This window comes from Bradyrhizobium sp. LMG 9283 (assembly GCF_045571415.1).
GTDB lineage: Bacteria > Pseudomonadota > Alphaproteobacteria > Rhizobiales > Xanthobacteraceae > Bradyrhizobium.
The window spans coordinates 2941918-2960849 of the sequence record NZ_CP120691.1 but is presented as its reverse complement, the minus strand read 5'-3'; the positions used below and the strand labels follow the sequence as shown (position 1 = coordinate 2960849).

16 protein-coding genes and 3 pseudogenes are annotated in these 18932 nt (G+C 59.3%); 6 read left to right on the top strand and 13 right to left on the bottom strand.

From position 1 onward, the window contains the following. Nucleotides 1-283: 283 nt before the first annotated feature. The 12 genes from P6U29_RS13715 to P6U29_RS13660 form a co-directional block, all read right to left on the bottom strand. The gene (locus P6U29_RS13715) at nucleotides 284-1270 is read right to left on the bottom strand and encodes a glycosyltransferase family 2 protein (protein ID WP_407118069.1); all 987 of its coding nucleotides are present in this window, start codon (nucleotides 1268-1270) and stop codon (nucleotides 284-286) included. Then, nucleotides 1267-1914, bottom strand: a complete 648-nt coding sequence (locus tag P6U29_RS13710; RefSeq protein ID WP_407118068.1) for a class I SAM-dependent methyltransferase — start codon at nucleotides 1912-1914, stop codon at nucleotides 1267-1269. The genes P6U29_RS13715 and P6U29_RS13710 overlap by 4 nt, the downstream gene beginning before the upstream one ends. Before the next feature lie 80 nt (nucleotides 1915-1994). Beyond that, entirely contained in the window at nucleotides 1995-3365 is a 1371-nt protein-coding gene (locus P6U29_RS13705) for a class I SAM-dependent methyltransferase (RefSeq protein ID WP_407118067.1), read from the bottom strand. Nucleotides 3366-3462: 97 nt separating this feature from the next. After that, nucleotides 3463-4659, bottom strand: a complete 1197-nt coding sequence (locus P6U29_RS13700; RefSeq protein WP_407118066.1) for a DegT/DnrJ/EryC1/StrS family aminotransferase — start codon at nucleotides 4657-4659, stop codon at nucleotides 3463-3465. Continuing rightward, a complete protein-coding gene (locus P6U29_RS13695) occupies nucleotides 4599-5624 on the bottom strand; it encodes an NAD-dependent epimerase/dehydratase family protein (protein WP_407118065.1) in 1026 nt (341 codons plus the stop codon). The genes P6U29_RS13700 and P6U29_RS13695 overlap by 61 nt, the downstream gene beginning before the upstream one ends. Beyond that, nucleotides 5597-6775, bottom strand: a complete 1179-nt coding sequence (locus P6U29_RS13690) for a DegT/DnrJ/EryC1/StrS family aminotransferase (protein WP_407118064.1) — start codon at nucleotides 6773-6775, stop codon at nucleotides 5597-5599. Before P6U29_RS13690 ends, P6U29_RS13695 begins: the two co-directional genes overlap by 28 nt. A gap of 92 nt (nucleotides 6776-6867) precedes the next feature. Next, nucleotides 6868-7389, bottom strand: coding sequence for an acyltransferase (locus P6U29_RS13685; RefSeq protein WP_407119321.1), 522 nt, complete (start codon nucleotides 7387-7389; stop codon nucleotides 6868-6870). A gap of 35 nt (nucleotides 7390-7424) precedes the next feature. Then, complete coding sequence (locus P6U29_RS13680) at nucleotides 7425-8900, bottom strand: oligosaccharide flippase family protein (RefSeq protein ID WP_407118063.1); 1476 nt, start codon at nucleotides 8898-8900, stop codon at nucleotides 7425-7427. Nucleotides 8901-8952: 52 nt separating this feature from the next. Beyond that, nucleotides 8953-10017, bottom strand: coding sequence for a Gfo/Idh/MocA family protein (locus tag P6U29_RS13675; protein WP_407118062.1), 1065 nt, complete (start codon nucleotides 10015-10017; stop codon nucleotides 8953-8955). A 39-nt stretch (nucleotides 10018-10056) separates the two neighbouring features. Next, on the bottom strand, nucleotides 10057-11319 hold the full coding sequence (gene wecC / locus P6U29_RS13670; RefSeq protein ID WP_407118061.1) for a UDP-N-acetyl-D-mannosamine dehydrogenase: 1263 nt from the start codon (nucleotides 11317-11319) through the stop codon (nucleotides 10057-10059). Then, the gene (wecB, locus tag P6U29_RS13665; RefSeq protein ID WP_407118060.1) at nucleotides 11312-12436 is read right to left on the bottom strand and encodes a non-hydrolyzing UDP-N-acetylglucosamine 2-epimerase; all 1125 of its coding nucleotides are present in this window, start codon (nucleotides 12434-12436) and stop codon (nucleotides 11312-11314) included. Before wecB ends, wecC begins: the two co-directional genes overlap by 8 nt. A 3-nt stretch (nucleotides 12437-12439) precedes the next feature. Further along, nucleotides 12440-13234 (bottom strand): WecB/TagA/CpsF family glycosyltransferase, encoded by a 795-nt coding sequence (locus P6U29_RS13660; RefSeq protein ID WP_407118059.1) that lies wholly within the window; start codon nucleotides 13232-13234, stop codon nucleotides 12440-12442. A 182-nt stretch (nucleotides 13235-13416) separates the two neighbouring features. Here P6U29_RS13660 and P6U29_RS13655 point away from each other — a divergent pair, with 182 nt between their 5' ends. Together P6U29_RS13655 and P6U29_RS13650 are read left to right on the top strand one after the other, a co-directional pair. Then, nucleotides 13417-14304: a glycosyltransferase gene (locus tag P6U29_RS13655; RefSeq protein WP_407118058.1), complete on the top strand. Its 888-nt coding sequence runs from the start codon at nucleotides 13417-13419 to the stop codon at nucleotides 14302-14304. Between the two features lie 167 nt (nucleotides 14305-14471). After that, nucleotides 14472-14911: pseudogene (locus P6U29_RS13650) on the top strand (transposase); the annotation flags it as partial. Between the two features lie 75 nt (nucleotides 14912-14986). Here the strand turns inward: P6U29_RS13650 and ltrA are convergent. Beyond that, a complete protein-coding gene (ltrA, locus tag P6U29_RS13645; protein WP_407118057.1) occupies nucleotides 14987-16237 on the bottom strand; it encodes a group II intron reverse transcriptase/maturase in 1251 nt (416 codons plus the stop codon). Nucleotides 16238-16371: 134 nt separating this feature from the next. Here ltrA and tnpA point away from each other — a divergent pair, with 134 nt between their 5' ends. The 4 genes and pseudogenes from tnpA to P6U29_RS13625 form a co-directional block, all read left to right on the top strand. After that, on the top strand, nucleotides 16372-16752 hold the full coding sequence (tnpA, locus tag P6U29_RS13640) for an IS66-like element accessory protein TnpA (protein WP_407118056.1): 381 nt from the start codon (nucleotides 16372-16374) through the stop codon (nucleotides 16750-16752). A gap of 34 nt (nucleotides 16753-16786) precedes the next feature. Further along, nucleotides 16787-17140, top strand: a complete 354-nt coding sequence (gene tnpB / locus P6U29_RS13635; protein ID WP_091880705.1) for an IS66 family insertion sequence element accessory protein TnpB — start codon at nucleotides 16787-16789, stop codon at nucleotides 17138-17140. A 50-nt stretch (nucleotides 17141-17190) separates the two neighbouring features. Beyond that, nucleotides 17191-18755, top strand: a pseudogene (gene tnpC / locus P6U29_RS13630) (IS66 family transposase). Further along, a pseudogene (locus tag P6U29_RS13625) lies at nucleotides 18752-18912 on the top strand (IS1096 element passenger TnpR family protein); the annotation flags it as partial. The pseudogenes tnpC and P6U29_RS13625, both read left to right, overlap by 4 nt. Nucleotides 18913-18932 lie beyond the last annotated feature (20 nt).

Sequence of the window (18932 nt, the reverse complement as noted above, 5' to 3'; positions counted from 1 at the left end):
TCCTGACAATGACGGCACGCAGCTCGCCGGAGGGCAAGTGATTCGTCATCAACCCGACGGTCACGTGGAATGGCTTTTGACGCGACGGAAATATCGTGCCCTTCACGCTGAGAGTTTCTCGCTAAGCGTGCTGGTTGACAACGCCAAGCCCGGCATGCCCCGTCTGGTCAACCTGTCCTGGAAAACTTGCGACCGAACTTCTCAAACGGACTCAGCCCATCGAGATCACGGTGACCATGAGGATAGCCGGCGTGCCCTCCCGAGAGCCGCGCACCCCTTCCTGCTATCGCCACAGCATCTGCCTCGCTAGATCAACGGCCGGTCGTAAAAACTGCGATGCACGTAGACCAAGACGGCGTTTGCAAACGAGAACAAACCAAGATAAAGTGCTTCCAACGCTCGGATCCATCTCCAATGCAGCGTTACAAAGCCGGTCGGAAAGTCCCATTGCTCCTTCGTTGAAGGCACGGCTCGCACTCCTTACTGCGTCAAGCGCCAGCTCTTGGACGAACCAGGTCCGAAGATCATCAATGTTTGCAAGAACTGGGGCGCAACTGCGAAGGAAGTCTTCAAATGCCGCTTTTCGTTGCGCGAGATCCTGCTCCGGCGAGTAAGTCGTTGACATGTTGGCCGCATGCCGTCGATAAACAGCCTGGGCCTGGTCGATAAATGCGACATCGGCGTGCGCCGCGAATCGCAACCACATGCCCATGTCCCCACTGTGCGTAAGTTGCGCCGAATATCCCCCCACCTTTTTTTGCAGGCTCGTCCGAACCACTACGGTAGGCGCGAGCACGATGTTCTTGGCGCCGCTGAGATGAATGAACTCAATTCCAGATAATATCCGTGTTCCCGGCCCCAGACCTGGAGGAGCAGCGACGTCTTCCGTTCGATCATCCTGTTGTACCATCGCTCTACCAAAAACGAGACCGACGGAAGGGTGATCATCCATCACGCGGGTTGATCTCGCAAGGGCACCAGGCAGCAGATAGTCATCTGCAGAAAGCAGCACCATGTAGTCGGCCGCCGCCCAGGCAATGCCTTCGTTGAACGTTGCGATGTGCCCCCGATTAGACGCGTGCTTGAGGACGTTGACCCGCGAGTCCGCGCGGGCCAACTCCCGCGCAACGTCAGCCGTGTTGTCTGGTGACGCGTCGTCAATAATCAGCACGCGGACCGTCACCCCGGATTGCGTCAGAACAGATTGGACGCAATCGCTCAGAAAATGCCCATACCGATAGCAGGGGATGACTACATCTATGGATCTCACCGGCGTCCCTCCGCCGCGCGCACGTTGTCCGCTCTCCTCCAGATGATGTTGGGCTGTGCCGAAGCATCGCCGCGTCGTTGCCCGGCCATGATGTACTGCTTGACCAGGTGGTGACGAAGGGCTCCGAGCGAGAGACAATCAATCAACCTCGATCTCGGTCCTTCGATGCCCGCAACCAACCCGTCCGTGACAATTAGATCAGCATCGTTCAGAAGTTCGACTGCCGTTCCTTCGACAAAAAACCTCAAATGCGTGCGATCTAGAATCCCGGAATCCCGATATGTAAACGTCCGCCGGAAGAGCAGCGGCAACGATACACTCAAATGCGCGACGTTCGGCACCGACACGATAATGCGGCCGCCCTCAGTTAGACGCCCGCTGATCGATCGAAGTGTCCTCGCGGGATCCGGCAGGTGCTCCAATACATCGAGAAGTAAGACGAGATCGAACTGGCCCAGGTCGGATGTACAATCATCGATGTTGCCGATAACGGCTATATCGGCGTTTTCCTCTAACTCTTCCTTCAGCTCAGGGTTGACCTCGACCCCCACGGTCGTGACGTTCGGATAGATCGATCTCAGCCAACGTAGCGTGTAACCGCCGCCCGGCCCCACCTCTAAGATCCTTGAGGCTTCATTTGGCAATAGCGACCTAATTTCCTCGCGTGAGTGCCTGTAGTATTCGGCACGTCCCGAGTCACAAGCGCGACCGTCTCTTGGATTTGTCATAGCGGCTCGCCCGCGTTTCCATCGCTTCTCATCGAATCTCTACGGCCATTCGGATCATCCACTCTCTTCGCCAGAGCGACGACGTCCGTGGCAAAAAGGGAGGACAAACGACTTTTCTTGGCTCCGTTGGCTCGGGCTGAAACGACTTTCGATGTCCTCTCCATCGAGAGCCCCGATTCCGCGCACCAACGTCGAATTACCGAGGTCGATGTATTGTGAATTCTCGTCGTTTCGAAGCTAAGCCCTCTATGGCGCGGCTCACTACCGCCCTTCCGTCGCCACCGATAACGGACATACGGCCTGTTCGGTGCCGTGATGAGAACTGCCCCTCCTGGCGAGAGAGCATCGACAAACAGCCTCAACAAATGCTCAGGACGATGAACGAACTGCAAAACGTTGAGAAACAAGATGCAGTCAAATCTCATTGGGCCAATCTGTGCCCGAACGGTATGAAAGTCTCCCGACACCACCTGAAGCCCACGTGCGGCTGATTCGCTGCTTATGACATCATCAAGTGGTACTGCTACCACCCGTTTTCCGGTCTCGAGCAACCAAAGTTCATTGGCGCCGGAAGCTGACCCGATCGACAGGATGCGTTCAGCGCTCTTGGGGATCAGGCTCAAGACGTCGTTTCTGATCGGTTCATAGTAATCCTTCGAATACATTCTATGCCACAAGGTGGTCTCGGTATTCAGCAGCGGACGACGTCTTTGCTCCTGAGAGGCGATTTGCAACAGCGCCGATATCTGAGAGTTCAGTTCGTGTTGGTCGACACCAAAACGGCCGATATACTTGTTCGGCAGATGATGCACCCAGAACTGCTCTATGTGAGAGATGGCAATAAGTTTTCTGAAGCCGCATTGGGTATATGGGTCGGTGGCAGCGCTGCAAAGAAGGTCGTACTCTCCCTCGTGCGGTGCTACCAGGAATCCGCCTGAAGCAATCGCTTTCGCCAGCTGTTGCTGGGTTAATACGTAGCAGGCTGAGTGTTCGTTCGTGAAATGGGCGAGAGTATAGTTCCCCCTAATTCTGACCGATTCACAATCCCAGCGGAAATGACCATGCACCTCGGGAAAATTGTGCTCTCCATCCGGACCATATTCAATCCGCAGGAATCCGGCGATCTCGCCTTCGTTCAGGTCGATCTGAACGTTCAGAAACGCTCTGATATTCTCTTCGGTTATTAGAATGTCATCTTCCGAGTAGATGAACAGATCGTAGGAATCGAGCCGCTCACGGAACAGCTCCTTGTGCCGAAACGGAAGAGACCAGGGATCTTTGGTTGGGAGTCCAACGAGACACTCGACAGAGGCCGGCAGGGCCTTTTCGATGTTCGAGAGAACGACCACGTCGATCTCGAAGTTCATGGATCGGTATTCATTGATCACCCGATCCAAGTGTCGGTCATTTGCGTGGCCGTAGCTGGCGATTGCGACCAGGATTCTCATAGATGTGCCGCACTCATCATTGGGCTATCTCGGCTTTCAGCGCCGCAACTACGCTGAGCATGTCCGCATCCGTCATCTGCGCGTAGAGGGGCAGCAGGATGGACCTGTCCTGCGCAAGTTCAGATTGACGAAGGTCGTGGCGCTGCCTCGAATCGGCGTAGGGCTGCTCACGATGCGAGCACATGATCCCGCGGCGGCTCGCGATTCCCTTGTCGAGGAGGTTTTGCATGACGATGCGCTGGTCGAGGCGGTCTGGCAGCCGCACGCAGTAGCTCTGCCAGTTCGATCTGGCCCATGCCGGCTCAGTTGGCAACCGCAGCCCTTTCAGATTGCCGAGCTGTTCGGCATATTTGGCTGCGACGGCTCGCCGGCGTGCGATCAATTCCGGGAGGCGCTCGAGCTGTTTGCGTCCAATCGCTGCCTGCATGTCCGTCATCCGGTAGTTGTAGCCCAGAACGACGTACTCCTCGAAGATCACGGACGACGAATTGTGCCGCACCGTGTCCGGAACGCTCATGCCGTGCTGGCGCAGGAGCTTGAACTTGCGATCAAGCTCGGCGTTCGCGGTGGTGAGCATTCCCCCCTCACCTGTCGTGATCACCTTTCGCGGATGAAAGGAAAAGCAGGCGATGTCTCCATGCGGCTTGCCGATCGACTCCCATTCCCCGTTCATCCGGATCAGCGATCCGGCGGCACAGGCCGCGTCCTCGATCACGGCGATCCTATGGCGGCGCGCTATGGCCAGAAGCGCAGCCATATCACATGGCATGCCCATCTGATGGACGACGATGACGGCACGCGTGCGCTCCGTGATCGCTTCAGCCAGCCGAGCGCAATCCAGATTATATGTCTCCGGCTCGATATCGATGAAAACCGGAGTGGCGCCCTGGTGTCGGATGACGTTTGCGGTCGCGATGAAGGAGTGGCTTACCGTGATCACCTCGTCGCCAGCGCCGATGTGCAATGCCGCCAAGGCGAGTTGCAGGGCGGTCGTGCAATTCGCGACGGCACAGGCGTGCGGAGCGCCGACAAGTGCAGCGAACTCGCGCTCGAACGCGGCCACTTGCGGACCTTGCGACACCCAGCCCGACAGCACGGCCGCGCGCGCAGCGTCGGCCTCTTCCTCCGCAAGTAGCGGCGCAGCGATCGGAATCACGATGCCGCCGCCTGCCGCTGGTGGTCCGAAGCAAGGTCCCGTTCGGATCGCCACCATTTCACGAGATCGGCAAGCCCCTGCTCCAGCGAAACCGTGGTGCGGAAACCCAGCAAACGCTCCGCCTTGCCCGTCGATGCCAGCCGTCGCGGCACCGGATTTATCGAGCGCTCCGGCGCGAACTCGGGCGTCAGGCCGCGGCGTCCCATCACCGACGCAAGCGCCGTAGCCAGCTCCGTCAGGCTGGTTTCGGTGCCGCTCCCAACGTTAAAGACTTCATCGGTAACCTTTGATCTGGCCGCAAGGATGTTGGCTCGCGCGATGTCGCGGACGTGGACGAAATCCATGGTCTGACGGCCGTCGCCAAAGATAACGGGAGGCAATCCGGCTTCCAGACGCTCCATCCAGCGGATCAAGACCTCCGTGTACCGTCCGTGGATGTCCATCCGGCTGCCGTAGACGTTGAAATACCGGAACGCCACATAGTCGAGGCCGCACATATCGTTGAAGGCCCGCAGCAGCCCTTCGTTAAACGCCTTGGCGGCTCCATAGAGAGTTCGGTTGTTGTACGGATTCTGCCGCTCGGTCGTCGGAAACTCCTCGGCCATGCCATATACGGATGCCGAAGACGCTGCGATGATCTTCTCGATATCGTGCTTGATGCACAGCTCCAGCAGGTCGTATGTCGCGTCCAGCATGACCTCTTTGGCGAGGCGTGGCTCGGCCGCACAATGAGTGATGCGGAGCGCTGCCTGGTGGAAGACGATATCGGCCGCTTTGACCAAGGCTTCCATCAGCTTGCGATCGCGAATGTCGCCATGAACCAGTCTCACCGGCCCACGCCCGAGCGCACGCCGGAGATTTTCCGGGCGGCCTCTGACCATGTTGTCGAGGGCAACGATCTCGATGCAGCCCTCGTCGCAGAGCAGATCAACGATGTGGGAGCCGATGAATCCCGCCCCGCCGGTGACCAGAACGCGTTTCCCCTTGAGATCAATCAAGACGCTCTCCTGTTGTGGGACCATGCCATGACGCTTTGTGGATGCTCCGCTCGGTCGCTGACGGCCGCGCCGGGCCGCAGCGCCGCTGCATTCCTCAGTGCAGCGACAACTTCGGCCGCCTGTTCGGGCTGCAGCTCCGGATAGATGGGAAGGGAGAGGAAATCGTTCGCAAGCCTCTCGGTAACGGGGAGATCACCGGCGCGATAGCCGAGGTCTACATAAGCTCTCTGCAGATGCACCGGAACCGGATAGTGAATCCCGGCTCCAATGCCGGCATCGCGCAATCGCGTCAGGGCGTCGTCGCGGCACTGCAGTCTGACTGCATAAACGTGATACACGTGACGGGAATGCCGGGGCGGCTGCGGACGCGCGAATGGCAGATCTGAAAGTAGTGCATCGTAGCGTTCGGCCAGCGACCGACGTGCTTCCGTCCAATGCTCGATGTAGTCCAGCTTGACGCTCAGTATCGCGCTCTGAATTTCGTCCATGCGATAGTTGTATCCGGCGATGACGTGGTCGTATTTCGCCTCCTGCCCCCAATCCCGCAGCAGTGACACGCGGCGCGCGAATTCAGGCCGGTCGGTGACGACCGCCCCGCCCTCGCCGCACGCCCCCAGATTCTTGCCCGGATAAAAGCTGAAACATCCCAGATCGCCGATCGAGCCTGCGCGACGCCCCCGGTACTCCGCCCCGTGCGCCTGCGCGGCGTCCTCGATGACGACCAGGCCGTGACGACGCGCGATCTCCATGATGGGATCCATATTGGCCATCAACCCGTGGAGATGAACCGGCAGGATAGCCTTGGTTCGCGGCGTTATCGCAGCTTCGACCAAGCCGGGATCCATTGTCCACGTTACAGGGTCGACGTCGACGAACACCGGCTTGGCGCCGCTGTAGAGAATGGCCGCCGTCGTCGCGACGAAAGTCAGGGAGACCGTGATGACTTCGTCACCGGGCCTTACGCCCGCCGCCAGTAAGGCAAGGTGAAGCGCCGAAGTTCCGCTGTTCACCGCCCGGCAATGGGCAGTCCGGCAATATTCCGCAAAGCGTCCTTCGAAGGCCGTCACCTCAGGCCCGAGCACAAAGTGCCCGCTCGCGATGACCCTCGCCACCGCGGCGTCGATTTCTGGCTTGATCTGGCTATATTGGGCCTTCAGATCCAGGAAGGGTATCAAGATTCAAGACCTTGGATTGGATTAAAATTATATCTCACATTTAAATCTAATCATTATATTAAATCAAGCATTAAATTCGAACGGAATGAATATTAACAATGCTCTTTCCGCTGTGCCTCAAATGAGCCGCGGCCACCCAAGATCGCCTCTTCAGCTGCGGACTGCACCCGAGCGGGCACTCCCGCGACGATGGCGCCGGCCGAAACGTCCTTCGTCACCACTGCACCCGCGCCTATGCAGGCTCCCTCTCCGATCGTCACACCGCACAGGATGGTGGCGTTCGAGCCGATGGACGCTCCTTTGCTGACGTGAGTGCGCTGCAGCGTCCAGTCCGATGCCTGCTGAAGACGACCGTCCCCGGTCGTTGCCTTCGGGTATTTGTCGTTCGTGAACATCACGCCGTGGCCGATGAACACTTCGTCCTCGATCGTGACGCCCTCGCAGATGAAGCTGTGCGACGATATCTTGCAACGTGCACCGATCTCCGCCCCCGCCTGAATCTCGACGAAGGCTCCGATCCTGGTTTCGTCACCAACTGTGCAACCGTACAGGTTGACCAAGTCCGGATGCAGGATGCGGACATCGCGACCAAGCTGGGTATCCTTTATTGGCATGTCAGTTTCCCTGTCTCTACAGTCCGGCAAGAACTTTACAGTGCTGAGCGTGACGGGCGCAGCCTGGGCGCCATCTCGACGAGGCCCGCGGCCGCTTGACGAAGGTGCTGCAGCAGAGGGTGCCCTGTGACGAACAGTCCCCATCCCCAGCAGAAGGCGGCGACCACAAACGCTGACAGAAGGCCGAGGAAGAAATTGAAAATTCCGGTCTCGATCAACACCGCACAGGCGGCTACGCCCGCGGCGGTCGCCATCGTGACGACACCGCTCTTCAGAACGGCACGGCCAAACTCGCGCGGCCGCAGCGCAAGATGCCGACTGAGATAGTGTATCGCTACTGCCGCTTGGAACGGCAAGGTCAGCAACGCGCACGCTGCGACTGCCTCCACGCCAAAGAAGGAGGCGCCCAGGAGCGCGACGAGCGACGGTGGCAGCGAGATGAAGGACGAGACAAGCGCGTCGCGCACGCCTCCAACCGCCAGGAACACAGGATAGGTCAGGCACGCCGCGAACAGTGCCAGATTTGCGAGGCAGAGAATGCGCACTAACGGCACAACCTCCAGCCAGGCCGGACCAAGCCAGATCAAAACGATCGGTTTTGCCATAATCGCTACGAATGTGAGGAACGGCCACTGCACTGCGGAAAGCAGTTGGACCGCGTCCAGATAGACGCCCTTTAGATCTGCCCCGGTTGCACGCCTCGTCACGATCGCCGGCATGATGACCGGGGTCAGCACCTGAGTGACGAGCCTGTCAAATACCTGGGTGAGATTGGTGGCCCGGCTGTAGAGACCTACAGCGGAAAAATCGAGAATCTTCGCGAGAAAGAGCTGGGGGGCGAGGTTGTAGAAGATATTGATGGCACCGACGCCGCTGGAATAGAGACCGAATCTGAGGACGTCGCGGTATTCAGACAGCGAAGGGCGCAACACGCCGAAATCCCGATAGGAGCTCAGCAGCATAGCCGTGAGAACGATGCTCCCCGCCACACCACCCCAGATCGGAGCCATGTAGCTGAAGTTCAATACCGCCAGTCCGATCGAAATCAGCGCAACCGTCATGTTGCTTGCAAGATTGCAGATCGCGAGCGTCCCAAACTGCATGTCACGGCGAAACAAGGCGATCAAAGTACCGGAGACCGGCAGAAGGAGAAGGTTTAGCGTAGAAACCTGGATACCTCGTCTCAGGCTGTCCTGCCCAAAGAGTTGCGCTATGATGTCGGCCGAGGCTAGCAGGATCGGCGCAACTGCCAGCGAGATCACCCAGGTCACAGTGAACGCGGTGCGAATGGTCCCGCGCGACAACTCATGTTTCTGAATCAGGTAGTTCGCCCCACCAAATTCCTGAAACGCGGCCGCGATAATGGCGGTAAGCGCGTTGACAACCGCAAAGACCCCGAACTCGCTCGGCGTCAACAGACGCGCGAGAACCGCGGTCGAGACAACGAACAGCACAAGGGCCGCATAACGGTCCACCCCGGAAAACAGGACTGAACGATGCACTGAATTCATCGAGACTCCGTCCCGGGGCTCGGCTGGCCAACAGCCACGGCCAAGCCGCCAGTCAAGCCGTGGCCCGGGCCTCCTCCGGTAGCATGCGCGGCAACTGCCTGATCGGGACTGGCTTGCCCTGTTGGGCGATCGATCGAGAAGCTGCCTCGAGCACCTCGATCACCCGCAGCCCGGACATGCCACTGGAAATCGGCTGCGTCCCCGTGCGGACGCAGTCGACAAAATGCTCGACCTCCGTTTGCAGCGCCTCCTTGGGCGAGACATGCGGTGCCCACATGTCGCCGGCGCGATATCCGATCCGAAATTGATGCGCACTCTCGGGGGGCCTGTCGAGCGTAATTCCCTTGTCGTAGACCTTCACCTTCTCGGTCGGCTCGAGATCGTCATAGACGATCATCTTCTTGCTGCCGCCAATGAACGTCTGCCGCACCTTGACAGGCGAGAGCCAGTTGACGCTGACGTGGGCCACGCATGCGTTGCCAAAGAACAATGTGATGTGGGCCATGTTTTCCGGCGAACCGACAACATGGCACGAGCCCGTCGCCGAGACCGCAACAGGCTCTTGATCGAGGATATGGTGGATGATCGAGATGTCGTGTACCGCCAGATCCCAGATCACGTTTACATCTCTTTGAAACAGCCCGAGGCTCGAGCGTATGCTATCGTAATAGTAGATCTCTCCGAGCTCTCTCTTCAGCAATAGTTCCCGAATCTTCTGAACCGCCGGCGTATAGAGAAAGGTGTGATCGACCATCAGCGTCAATCCGCGTCGGTCCGCCTCGTCGATTAAGCGGGACACCAGCTCCGCGCTCGGCGCAAGTGGCTTCTCGACCAACACGTGCTTGCCAGCTCTCAACGCCGCCATTGCCAGCTCGTAATGCGTGTGCACCGGCGTAGCGATGGCGATTGCATCGATCGAGGAGTCCTTCAGCAGATCGTCATATCGAGCGGTGGTCGCTACCGCTGGGTACAGCTGCCTGATGGCGGCCAGCCTGCCTGGATCAAGGTCGCTGACGCCGACGACGCGGGAGGCGGGATTGATCGAGAAATTGCGAACGAGATTGGGCCCCCAATAGCCGTAGCCCACGACCCCGATTCCCAGCTGACTATCTCGCATACTGACCTCGATCCATTCGGGAAACTTCGACTTTGCTCGTTAGGTGCGCGCGGGCATATCCTGCCATATGCCCCGCGTATCGATGACGTCGAGGTGCCGGCGCTCGGCCAATGGCACCATTTTGAATTCATCATGATCAACGAGCACGACCGCAATTTCGCAGCTGCGCAGGGCTTCGTCGATGGTCATGAATGCGACGCGATAATCGGCCAACTGAGACGGCAGACGGCGCAGATTCGGTTCGACGACCTTGATCCGTTCGCCGTATTTGGCCGCGAGATGCGTGGCAATCTCCAATGCCGGGCTTTCACGCACGTCGTCGACGTTCGCCTTGAACGTCAATCCACAACAGGCAACGTTCGCGTAGGGATGATCGTCGATCAGCGCCTCTGCGCGCTCGATGATCTTGTGCGTCTTGGCGTTGTTCACGTCCCGACTGGTTCGCATCACGCGCGCCAGGTCGGGCGCAGAGTCGATGATGAACCAGGGGTCGACCGCGATGCAGTGCCCGCCTACCCCCGGACCCGGTCGCAATACGTTCACGCGAGGGTGGCGGTTGGCGATATCGATCACTTCCCAGACGTTGATGTCGAACCGGTCGCAAATCATCGAAAGTTCGTTGGCGAATGCGATGTTGGTGTCGCGGAAGGCGTTCTCCGTCAGCTTGACCAACTCGGCCGCTCGTGCCGTGGTACCGACGCAAGCTCCGCGAACGAACATCTTGTAGAAGCGTTGAGCACGCCGCGTGCAGGTTGGCGTAATCCCGCCGATGCACCTGTCATTGTTGATAAGCTCGGTCAAGATCCGCCCCGGCAACACGCGTTCGGGACAATATGCGACGTAGATTGCTCCGTCCTCCTTGCCGTTGACACCTATGTGCAACTCCGGCCTGTGTTCAACGATCCGATTTGCGATGGCCTCGGTCGTTCCAATCGGCGAGGTCGATTCAAGAATGACAAGATTGCCGGGCACAAGAAGATCGATGATACTGTCGACCGCGGCATTCACGCTTGACAAGTCTGGATGGTTCTCGTGATCGATCGGGGTCGGCACCGCGATGATGAACACGTCTGCCGGCTGCGGCTTTCTGGACGTCGTGAGCGCACCGCTCGATACGACCTTGGAGACAAGACCATCCAGGTCGGGCTCGGCGATATGAATTTTTCCAGACGCAACGGTGTCGACGACGCGTTCGTTTGTATCGATGCCGACGACCTGCAGCCCTCGGCTCGCAATTAGCGCCGCGGTCGGCAGCCCGATATAACCGAGTCCAATGACGTTGATCTTTTGGAATTCAGGCATCGAGAAGAACCTTCACGATCCGCTCGCTCGCGTGCCCGTCACCAAACGGGTTGTGCGAACGTGCCATGGCAGCATAAGTGTCGTCATCGTCGAGGAGACGAAACGTCTCCGCAACGATCCTGTCGTAGTTTGCACCGACCAGGCGCGCCGTGCCCGCCTCTACGCCCTCCGGACGCTCGGTTGTCTCGCGCATCACCAGGACGGGCTTCCCGAAAGTTGGGGCCTCCTCTTGTACTCCGCCTGAATCTGTCAGGACCAGGTAGGACAACGAGAGCAGGCTCACGAAATCCGTGTACTCCTGAGGGGAAATGAGGACGACTCGCGGGTGGTCCGACAACCGCGACGCAAACAGGTCACGAACATTCGGATTCGGATGAACGGGGAGCACCACAGCAACGTCCTCACGCCGCAGGATCGTCTCCAACGCGTTCACAATATTGGCGACGCCGCCGCCGAAGTTTTCTCTGCGATGACAAGTCACCAGGATGATGCGCCGATTGCCGTGACGCTGCTTGATGCCATCCCATCGGCACGAGAGTCCTGGGTCGGACTCGACCATGGCTTTGGCGAGAATGAGAGCATCCACCACCGTGTTTCCGGTAACGTGAATGCGGTCATCCGAGACGTGTTCGGAACGCAGCGCTTGCGCGGCGCGCTCTGTGGGGGCGAAATGTTGATCGGCGATCGAACCGACGATCTTGCGGTTCACCTCCTCGGGCCACGGAGCGTAGATGTCGCCGCTGCGCAGTCCCGCCTCGATGTGCGAGACCGGTATACGGTGATAATAGGATGCCAGTGCACCCGTCATGGCCGTCGCCGTGTCGCCTTGGACAATAACCCTGGTGGGCTTCAGCTTTTCGAGGAGTTCGCCGACTTGTCCGAGCAGCCGGGCGGTCAGGTGATCCAGGGTCTGATTGGTCGTCATCACGTTCAGGTCAAAATCCGGGACCACTTTGGCCAGCTTGAGGACTTGATCAAGCAGGTGCCGATGCTGTGCCGTCGCACAGATTGTTACGGAGATGTCCTTGCTCTTCTCGGTCTTGAGCCGGTTGATGACCGGAAAGAGCTTGATTGCTTCCGGCCGGGTTCCCAGAAGGATAAAGAAATGCTTCCGCACGCCTCAACCTCCGATCCGGCTCGCGCCAGGCGGTAGAGCGCCGGGTGGAGCAAGCGGATGCCGAAGCGCCTGCCTGATGAGAGCTTGCGCCAGGACGCCCGCAAACAGAGTGTTGGTCGTGGCGTAACGCCACCACATCCGCCCAGGCTCCTGATAGATGCGGTAGAGCCATTCGAGGCCGAGCTTCTGAATCTGGACCGGGGCGCGCCGAACCGCGCCTGCCAGAATGTCGAATGAACCACCCACGCCCATGATGAATGGCACGCCGAGATCATCGCGGTGGGCGGCGAGAAAGCGTTCTTTTCGAGGTGTCGGCATGCCGATGAAGAGACAATCGGCCGCGCTGGATTGGATGTCGCGTACGACGTCACTCTCCTGCTCGGGTTTGAAGTAGCCGTCGTGCAAGCCTGCGAAAACAAGAGAAGGATGCCTTTCACGCGCAGCTTGCATCGCCTGGTTCAGGACGGCTGGAGTAGCGCCCAGGAAATAAGGCTTGAAGCCTTCCCGTGCACATACCGCCAGCAACTCGGCAAAAAGATCCACACCAGCAACCCGCGACGTCGCCGGAAGCCCCAGCGCTCGAGCGCCCCAGACAATCCCCATGCCGTCGAGGCCGACAACGTCGCTATTGGCGACGTCGGCCGCCAGCACGGGATCGGATCTCATATTGATGAACTTGGCGACGTTCAGCGCCACATGTTGCAACCGCCGCCGGCTTCGCATGGCGCCGCGCGCGAGATCGACGGTTTCCGCCATCGTCAGCAGGTCGACGGGACATCCCAGAAATGAGGCGCGCATTGGAACCGACCCCCTAGAAAATCCGATCCGGTTTAAGTTTGCATTTAACATTATTATACCGATAATACGCACCCCGCATTTAATTGCAAGGTTTAAATGAATCGCAATACACGGCAAAAACAAGGGTCGTCGCGCAAGCGGCCCGACGTGCGTCAACGTGAATTAAATAGAGGAATTAATTGATGATTTCGATCATCATTCCCCATCTTAACCAGGCCGACGCGCTGGAAGCCTGTCTACGCAGCCTGGACGCACAGACCCTGACTCGGGACGCGTTCGAAATCGTCGTGGTGGACAACGGCTCGGCAACGCCCCCGCTGGACGTCGTTGCGCGTCATCCTGGTGTACGGCTGCAGCACGAACCGCATCCAGGCCCGGGCCCGGCGCGAAATGCAGGCGTCTCGGCTGCCAAAGGCGAGATCCTCGCCTTCATCGACGCCGATTGTAGAGCTCATCCGGATTGGCTGAGCAGCGTGATGGCATGGTGCTACTCATCGCCAGCCGGAACGGTTCTCGGGGGCGACGTTCGCATTTGGCGACCGCAGAATGCGGAGCTTGACGCCATTGCGGCCTACGAGAGCGTCTTCGCGTATCGCTTCAAGCTCTATATCGAGCGCCACGGCTATTCCGGCACTGGCAATATGGCGCTGTTCCGCCGTGACTTCGATCGCGTCGGCCCTTTTGCCGGAATTGACGTAGCCGAAGATATGGAATGGGGGCAGCGTGCGCTGCGCGCGGGACTTCGATTTCGATACATCCCCGAAATGATCGTCTTCCATCCGGCTCGCGGCTCTCTCCAAGAGCTCTACACCAAATGGGATCGACACATCGCGCACTATCGCAACATGGCGGAAGGTAAACCTATCTGGCAATTGCGCTGGATCGCGCAAGCGTTGATCGTCTTCGCATCACTTGCGCCAAACGCAGTGACTGTACTGACGAGCGACCGCCTACATGGCACTGGCGTCCGCCTCAAAGCTATTGCCGTGTTGTGTGCTGTCCGAACGCACCGCGCCATGACGATGCTCTCGCACTTGCGAGGTCGGCGAGCGGTCGCCTGGAATCGTTAGTCGTCCGTTAAGAGCGACCAAGCGACTGATGTGGAATCGTAATCTGGCAGACCGGCTTTTTTGCGATTGCAGGGTTTTGATGCTTCGGGGATCGGAACCTTGCATTTTCATTTTCAGGATTCCGTCGAATCGCCAGTCATGATTCCGTGGTCGCATCGGAGGGGGCGATGCGGCCGAAGAAGCAGAAGGCGACGGGATCGGGCGATCTGTTCCGGGCCAGCTGGACCAGATCATCAATATGAAGCACGAGCTGGTTCAGCTCGCCGGCAGGGTCGACTGGGACTGGATCGATGGGGAGATCGCGCCGCTCTACAGCGAGAACGGCCGGCCAGGCATCGCGACCCGCTTCGTGATTGGGCTGCTGCTGCTCAAGCAGATTTACGGCCTGTCCGACGAGGGGGTGTGCGAGCGCTGGGTCCACGACCCGTATTTCCAGTACTTCACCGGCGAAGAGTTCTTCCAGCATTCATTTCCGCACGAGCGCTCGGATTTGAGCCACTGGCGCAAGCGGCTCGGCGACAAGCTGGAGCTGCTGCTGGCCGAGAGCTTGCGGGTGGCGCACGAAGCCGGCGCGTTACGCAGCCAGGACCTCAAGCGTGTCACGGTCGGTCGAGTAGCCCCGGGGAATTGCACCCCGAGGCTCTCACGAAACCGGACGTGAACCTCTCGATTCATCCGGCTTCTATCTTCCAGCCGCAGGTCGAATGCCGACTCGCCACAAATAGAGTAGGTTCGGATCGCGCTGTGCGAGCCGTCCCAACCAATATACTGAGGCGACTTTCCGGCCTTTCAACCGCTTGTATTTCCGCCTCGTCCAGCGGGCGAGCGCGTCGTTTACGTGACGAAGGACGTTGACACATTCCGTCCGGTAAAACCGTCCGTAATAGTTCAGCCATCCTTGCACGACAGGATCAATCAGCTTGGCGAGTTCTTCAAGACTCCAGTGGTTTCGCGTCGAACCCAGTCGCCATGAGCGAATGGTTTGTCGGATTCCTTTGGCAGCCTTGTTGCTGATTGCCGGGAGGAAGTTGAGGAACTTCTCGCCCCTTCGATCGCGAGCGCTGCGCGGCTGGAAGGTGTAGCCAAGGAAGTCGAACGAGATGTGTTCGCATTCCTTTCTCCGTTTATTATCCTTGCAGTAGACGATCCGGGTTTTCTCCGGATGGAGCTCCAGACCGCATTCCGCAAGACGTTTTCGGATCGCCTCCATCACGGTTCGAGCCTCGCTTTCAGTTCTGCAATGGACTATCGCATCGTCAGCGTATCTTTCGAAACACAAACAAGGGAAGGTCCGCTGCATCCAGTGATCGAATGCATAGTGCAGAACCAAATTTGCGAGCAGCGGTGAAACCACCGAACCCTGAGGGGTTCCGCGTGTTCTCTCCACAAGGATTCCGTCTTCTTTCTCCACGGGAGCTTGCAGCCACCGCTTTACGTAGAGACGAATCCAACTCAGTTCCGTGTGGTGGGCGACGGCCTTTTCGATCAGGTGCCAAGGAATCGAGTCGAAGAACGACTTGATATCAAGGTCGATAACCCAGTCGAATTTCCAGCAACGCTTTCGCGCTGTCCCCACTGCGTCAAGCGCCGAACGGCCGGGCCGATAGCCGTAGGAGTCCGGATGGAATATTCGTTCCATCGTCGGCTCCATAACCATCTTTGCAACCGTCTGAGCCACGCGAGCTATAGAGGGTATTCCTAACGGACGCTTCCCTCCATTAGCCTTGGGAATTTCCACGAGACGGACGGGAGGCGGAAAGTATGTCCCCGACGACATTCGATTCCAGATCTTGTAGAGGTTTCTCTTCAAGTCCTTTTCGAATTCCTCGATGGAGACCCCGTCCACACCCGCTGACCCGCGGTTCGCTTTCACCTGTTTCCAAGCTTCCCAAACGAGATGTTTGGGGATCTGATACGACTTTGCCTCAGTCATCGGCTCCTCCCGTTTCCGGTTGGCCTGTGACTTTGGCTGGAAGATCGTAAGCGTAGCGCCGAGGCCCTTTGGATTGTTTGTGCGGAGTCTTGAGAGCACCGTTAGAAGAGTCATCTTCTGGAAGGGTGCTCACAATGGACGACCATTCTGACGACATAAGACGACCGTTGTCACCGCGTATTGAAGTGTTCGCTGGCGCAGGTCGAAAGCGCTGGCCGGATGATTTGAAGGCACAGATTGCCGCGGAAAGCCTCGAGCCGGGGGCGGCTGTCACAGACGTCGCCCGTCGCCATGGCTGCCGGCCCCAGCAGGTGCATGACTGGCGGCGCCGGGCGCGTTTGGGCCAGTTGGTGCTGCCAGCTTCGGCGGAGACGCTGTCGTTCGTGCCGGTGGTGTCGGAATCGGCGCTACCGGCGGCCGCAGAGCCCACCGGGTCGCCGGAAGCAGCCGTTGTGACGGTTGAGCTCCAGGGGGCACGAGTGGAGGTGCGGGGGCGCCTGGCCTTGCTGTGTTGAGTGATGTGTTCTTGGCGCTTCGACGGACACGTTCATGCTGACGCCGCCTGCGAACCTTACGATTTACGTGGCGACGCAACCTGTGGACTTCAGAAAAGGTGCGGAGGGCTTGGCGCTTTTGGCGAAGGAGACGCTGGGCCATGATCCGATGAAGGGCGTGGCGGTGGTGTTCCGCGCGAAGCGCGCCGATCGGGTGAAGATTGTCGTCTGGGATGGCAGCGGCCTTGTGATGTATTGGAAGCGGCTCGATAGCAACGGCTTCAAATGGCCTCCCATCGTGGCCGGCGTGATGCGGATGAATGCCGCGCAGTTGTCGGCGCTTCTGGCCGGCATGGATTGGACGCGGATGCACGCGCCTCGGATCCCGCAGCCGAAAGCGCTTGCGTAAAGATACAAATCTCGCTGCATCGGGGCGCGAAGCATGGCAGACTCGGGCCAATGAGTGATTTGCCTGATGAGCTGCCGAGTGATCCAGCTGAGTTGCGTGTCTTTGCCGCGGCTCTGCTGGATCGCTGCGCCAGGCTCGAGCGGTTGCTCAAGCTTGCAAAAGATGCGCAGTTCGGTCGGTCCTCGGAAAAGCTGGAGCTGATCAGCTGCAGCTTGTTCTGGAGGACATCGAAGAGGCCGTCGCGGCCCTCGAAGCAGCCGAGGATCGCGCCAATCCCAGAACCTGCGAGAAGAGGACGGCCGAGCGCAAAGCCAACCGTGGTCAGCTGCCGGAGCATTTGCCGCGCATCATCGAGACCCTGATGCCCGCTGCAACCTGCTGTCCGTCCTGCAAAGGCGATCTCTTTGAGATCGGTCACGATGAGAGCCAGAGGTTGGACGTCGTACCGGCGCAGTATCGCGTGATCGTCACCCGCCGGCCCAAACTGGCCTGCCGCGCCTGTCACGGTGTCATCCTCCAGCATGCTGCTCCCGAGCGACTGATCAGGGGAGGATTGCCCACCGAGCGGCTGGTCGCGCATGTGATCGACGCGAAGTATCATTGGCATTTGCCGCTTTATCGCCAGGCGCAGATGCTGGAGACCCACGGAATAGCGCTGGACCGTTCCACGCTCGCCTTCTGGGTCGGCTACGCCGCCCAGGAATTGAAGCCCTTGTGGCATCGTCTACGCCAGCTTCTGCTGGCCTCCTCGAAGCTCTGTGTCGATGAGACCCCGGCGCCGGTGCTGGATCCGGGGCGCGGCAGGACAAAAACCGGCTACTTCTGGGCGCTGTCACGCGATGACAGGCCTTGGGCCGGACCTGATCCGCCTGGGGTGGTCTATGCCTATGCACCGGGCCGCGGCGCCGTTCATGGCTTGCGGCTGCTTGAGGGCTATCGCGGCATCATCCACTGCGACGGCTATCAGGCTTACAAGACCATGACCCGAGAGACGCGTGCGGACGCCCTGTCCGGGACGCTCGCCTTCTGCTGGTCGCATCTGCGGCGCCAGTTTGTGAAGATCGAGCGGGAGGCTGCGCCGGCGCCAGCTCCGGTTGCCCGCGAGGCGCTCGCGCGCATTGCCCAGCTCTACGCGGTCGAGAAGGCACTGCGCGGCCGCTCTGCTTCCGAGCGCTGCGCCGGCCGACAAGCGCATGCCCGGCCTCTGGCTACAGCCTTGAAGCAGTGGTTTGAGGCCAAGCTTGATCACCTTGCGGGGAAGAGCGACACGGCGAAGGCTTTGCGTTATGCGCTACGCCATTGGGACGGCCTGACGCTCTACCTTGATGACGGGCGCATCGAGATGGACACGAATGCGGTCGAGCGTGCGATGCGGCCGATCAAGCTCAACGCCAAGAACTCCCTTTTTGCCGGTTGCGACGAAGGTGCCGAGAATTGGGCATTGCTGGCTTCGCTCATTGAGACCTGTAAGCTCAATGGCGTCAGTGCCGAGCACTGGCTCGCTGACGTTCTCGCCAAGCTCGTCAATGGTTGGCCTGCGGCGCGACTGGACGAACTGCTTCCCTGGGCATCGACCTATACGATGCATACACACGATCCGAGGCTGGCGGCATGAGCCTGAACACGACCGCGGTCCGGATCAAGGTGGCCTCAAGGATGTGAAGCCGGAGGTGATGCGTCGCCTTGTCGTACCCGTCACCCTGCGCCTTGATCGGTTGCATCTGACGCTTCAGGAGGCATTCGGCTGGACGAACAGTCACCTCTTCGAGTTCTTCGCTGGTGAGGTCCGTTG

Bases quoted from the DNA above. Each gene is read 5' to 3' on its own strand.
- wecC (WP_407118061.1), bottom strand. From the start codon at position 11,319: ATGCCTGAATTCCAAAAGATCAACGTCATTGGACTCGGTTATATCGGG.
- P6U29_RS13695 (WP_407118065.1), bottom strand. From the start codon at position 5,624: ATGGTCCCACAACAGGAGAGCGTCTTGATTGATCTCAAGGGGAAACGC.
- P6U29_RS13680 (WP_407118063.1), bottom strand. From the start codon at position 8,900: ATGAATTCAGTGCATCGTTCAGTCCTGTTTTCCGGGGTGGACCGTTAT.
- P6U29_RS13700 (WP_407118066.1), bottom strand. From the start codon at position 4,659: ATGGTGGCGATCCGAACGGGACCTTGCTTCGGACCACCAGCGGCAGGC.
- P6U29_RS13675 (WP_407118062.1), bottom strand. From the start codon at position 10,017: ATGCGAGATAGTCAGCTGGGAATCGGGGTCGTGGGCTACGGCTATTGG.
- P6U29_RS13655 (WP_407118058.1), top strand. From the start codon at position 13,417: ATGATTTCGATCATCATTCCCCATCTTAACCAGGCCGACGCGCTGGAA.
- tnpA (WP_407118056.1), top strand. From the start codon at position 16,372: ATGGACGACCATTCTGACGACATAAGACGACCGTTGTCACCGCGTATT.
- ltrA (WP_407118057.1), bottom strand. From the start codon at position 16,237: ATGACTGAGGCAAAGTCGTATCAGATCCCCAAACATCTCGTTTGGGAA.
- P6U29_RS13685 (WP_407119321.1), bottom strand. From the start codon at position 7,389: ATGCCAATAAAGGATACCCAGCTTGGTCGCGATGTCCGCATCCTGCAT.
- tnpB (WP_091880705.1), top strand. From the start codon at position 16,787: ATGCTGACGCCGCCTGCGAACCTTACGATTTACGTGGCGACGCAACCT.
- P6U29_RS13660 (WP_407118059.1), bottom strand. From the start codon at position 13,234: ATGCGCGCCTCATTTCTGGGATGTCCCGTCGACCTGCTGACGATGGCG.
- P6U29_RS13705 (WP_407118067.1), bottom strand. From the start codon at position 3,365: ATGAACTTCGAGATCGACGTGGTCGTTCTCTCGAACATCGAAAAGGCC.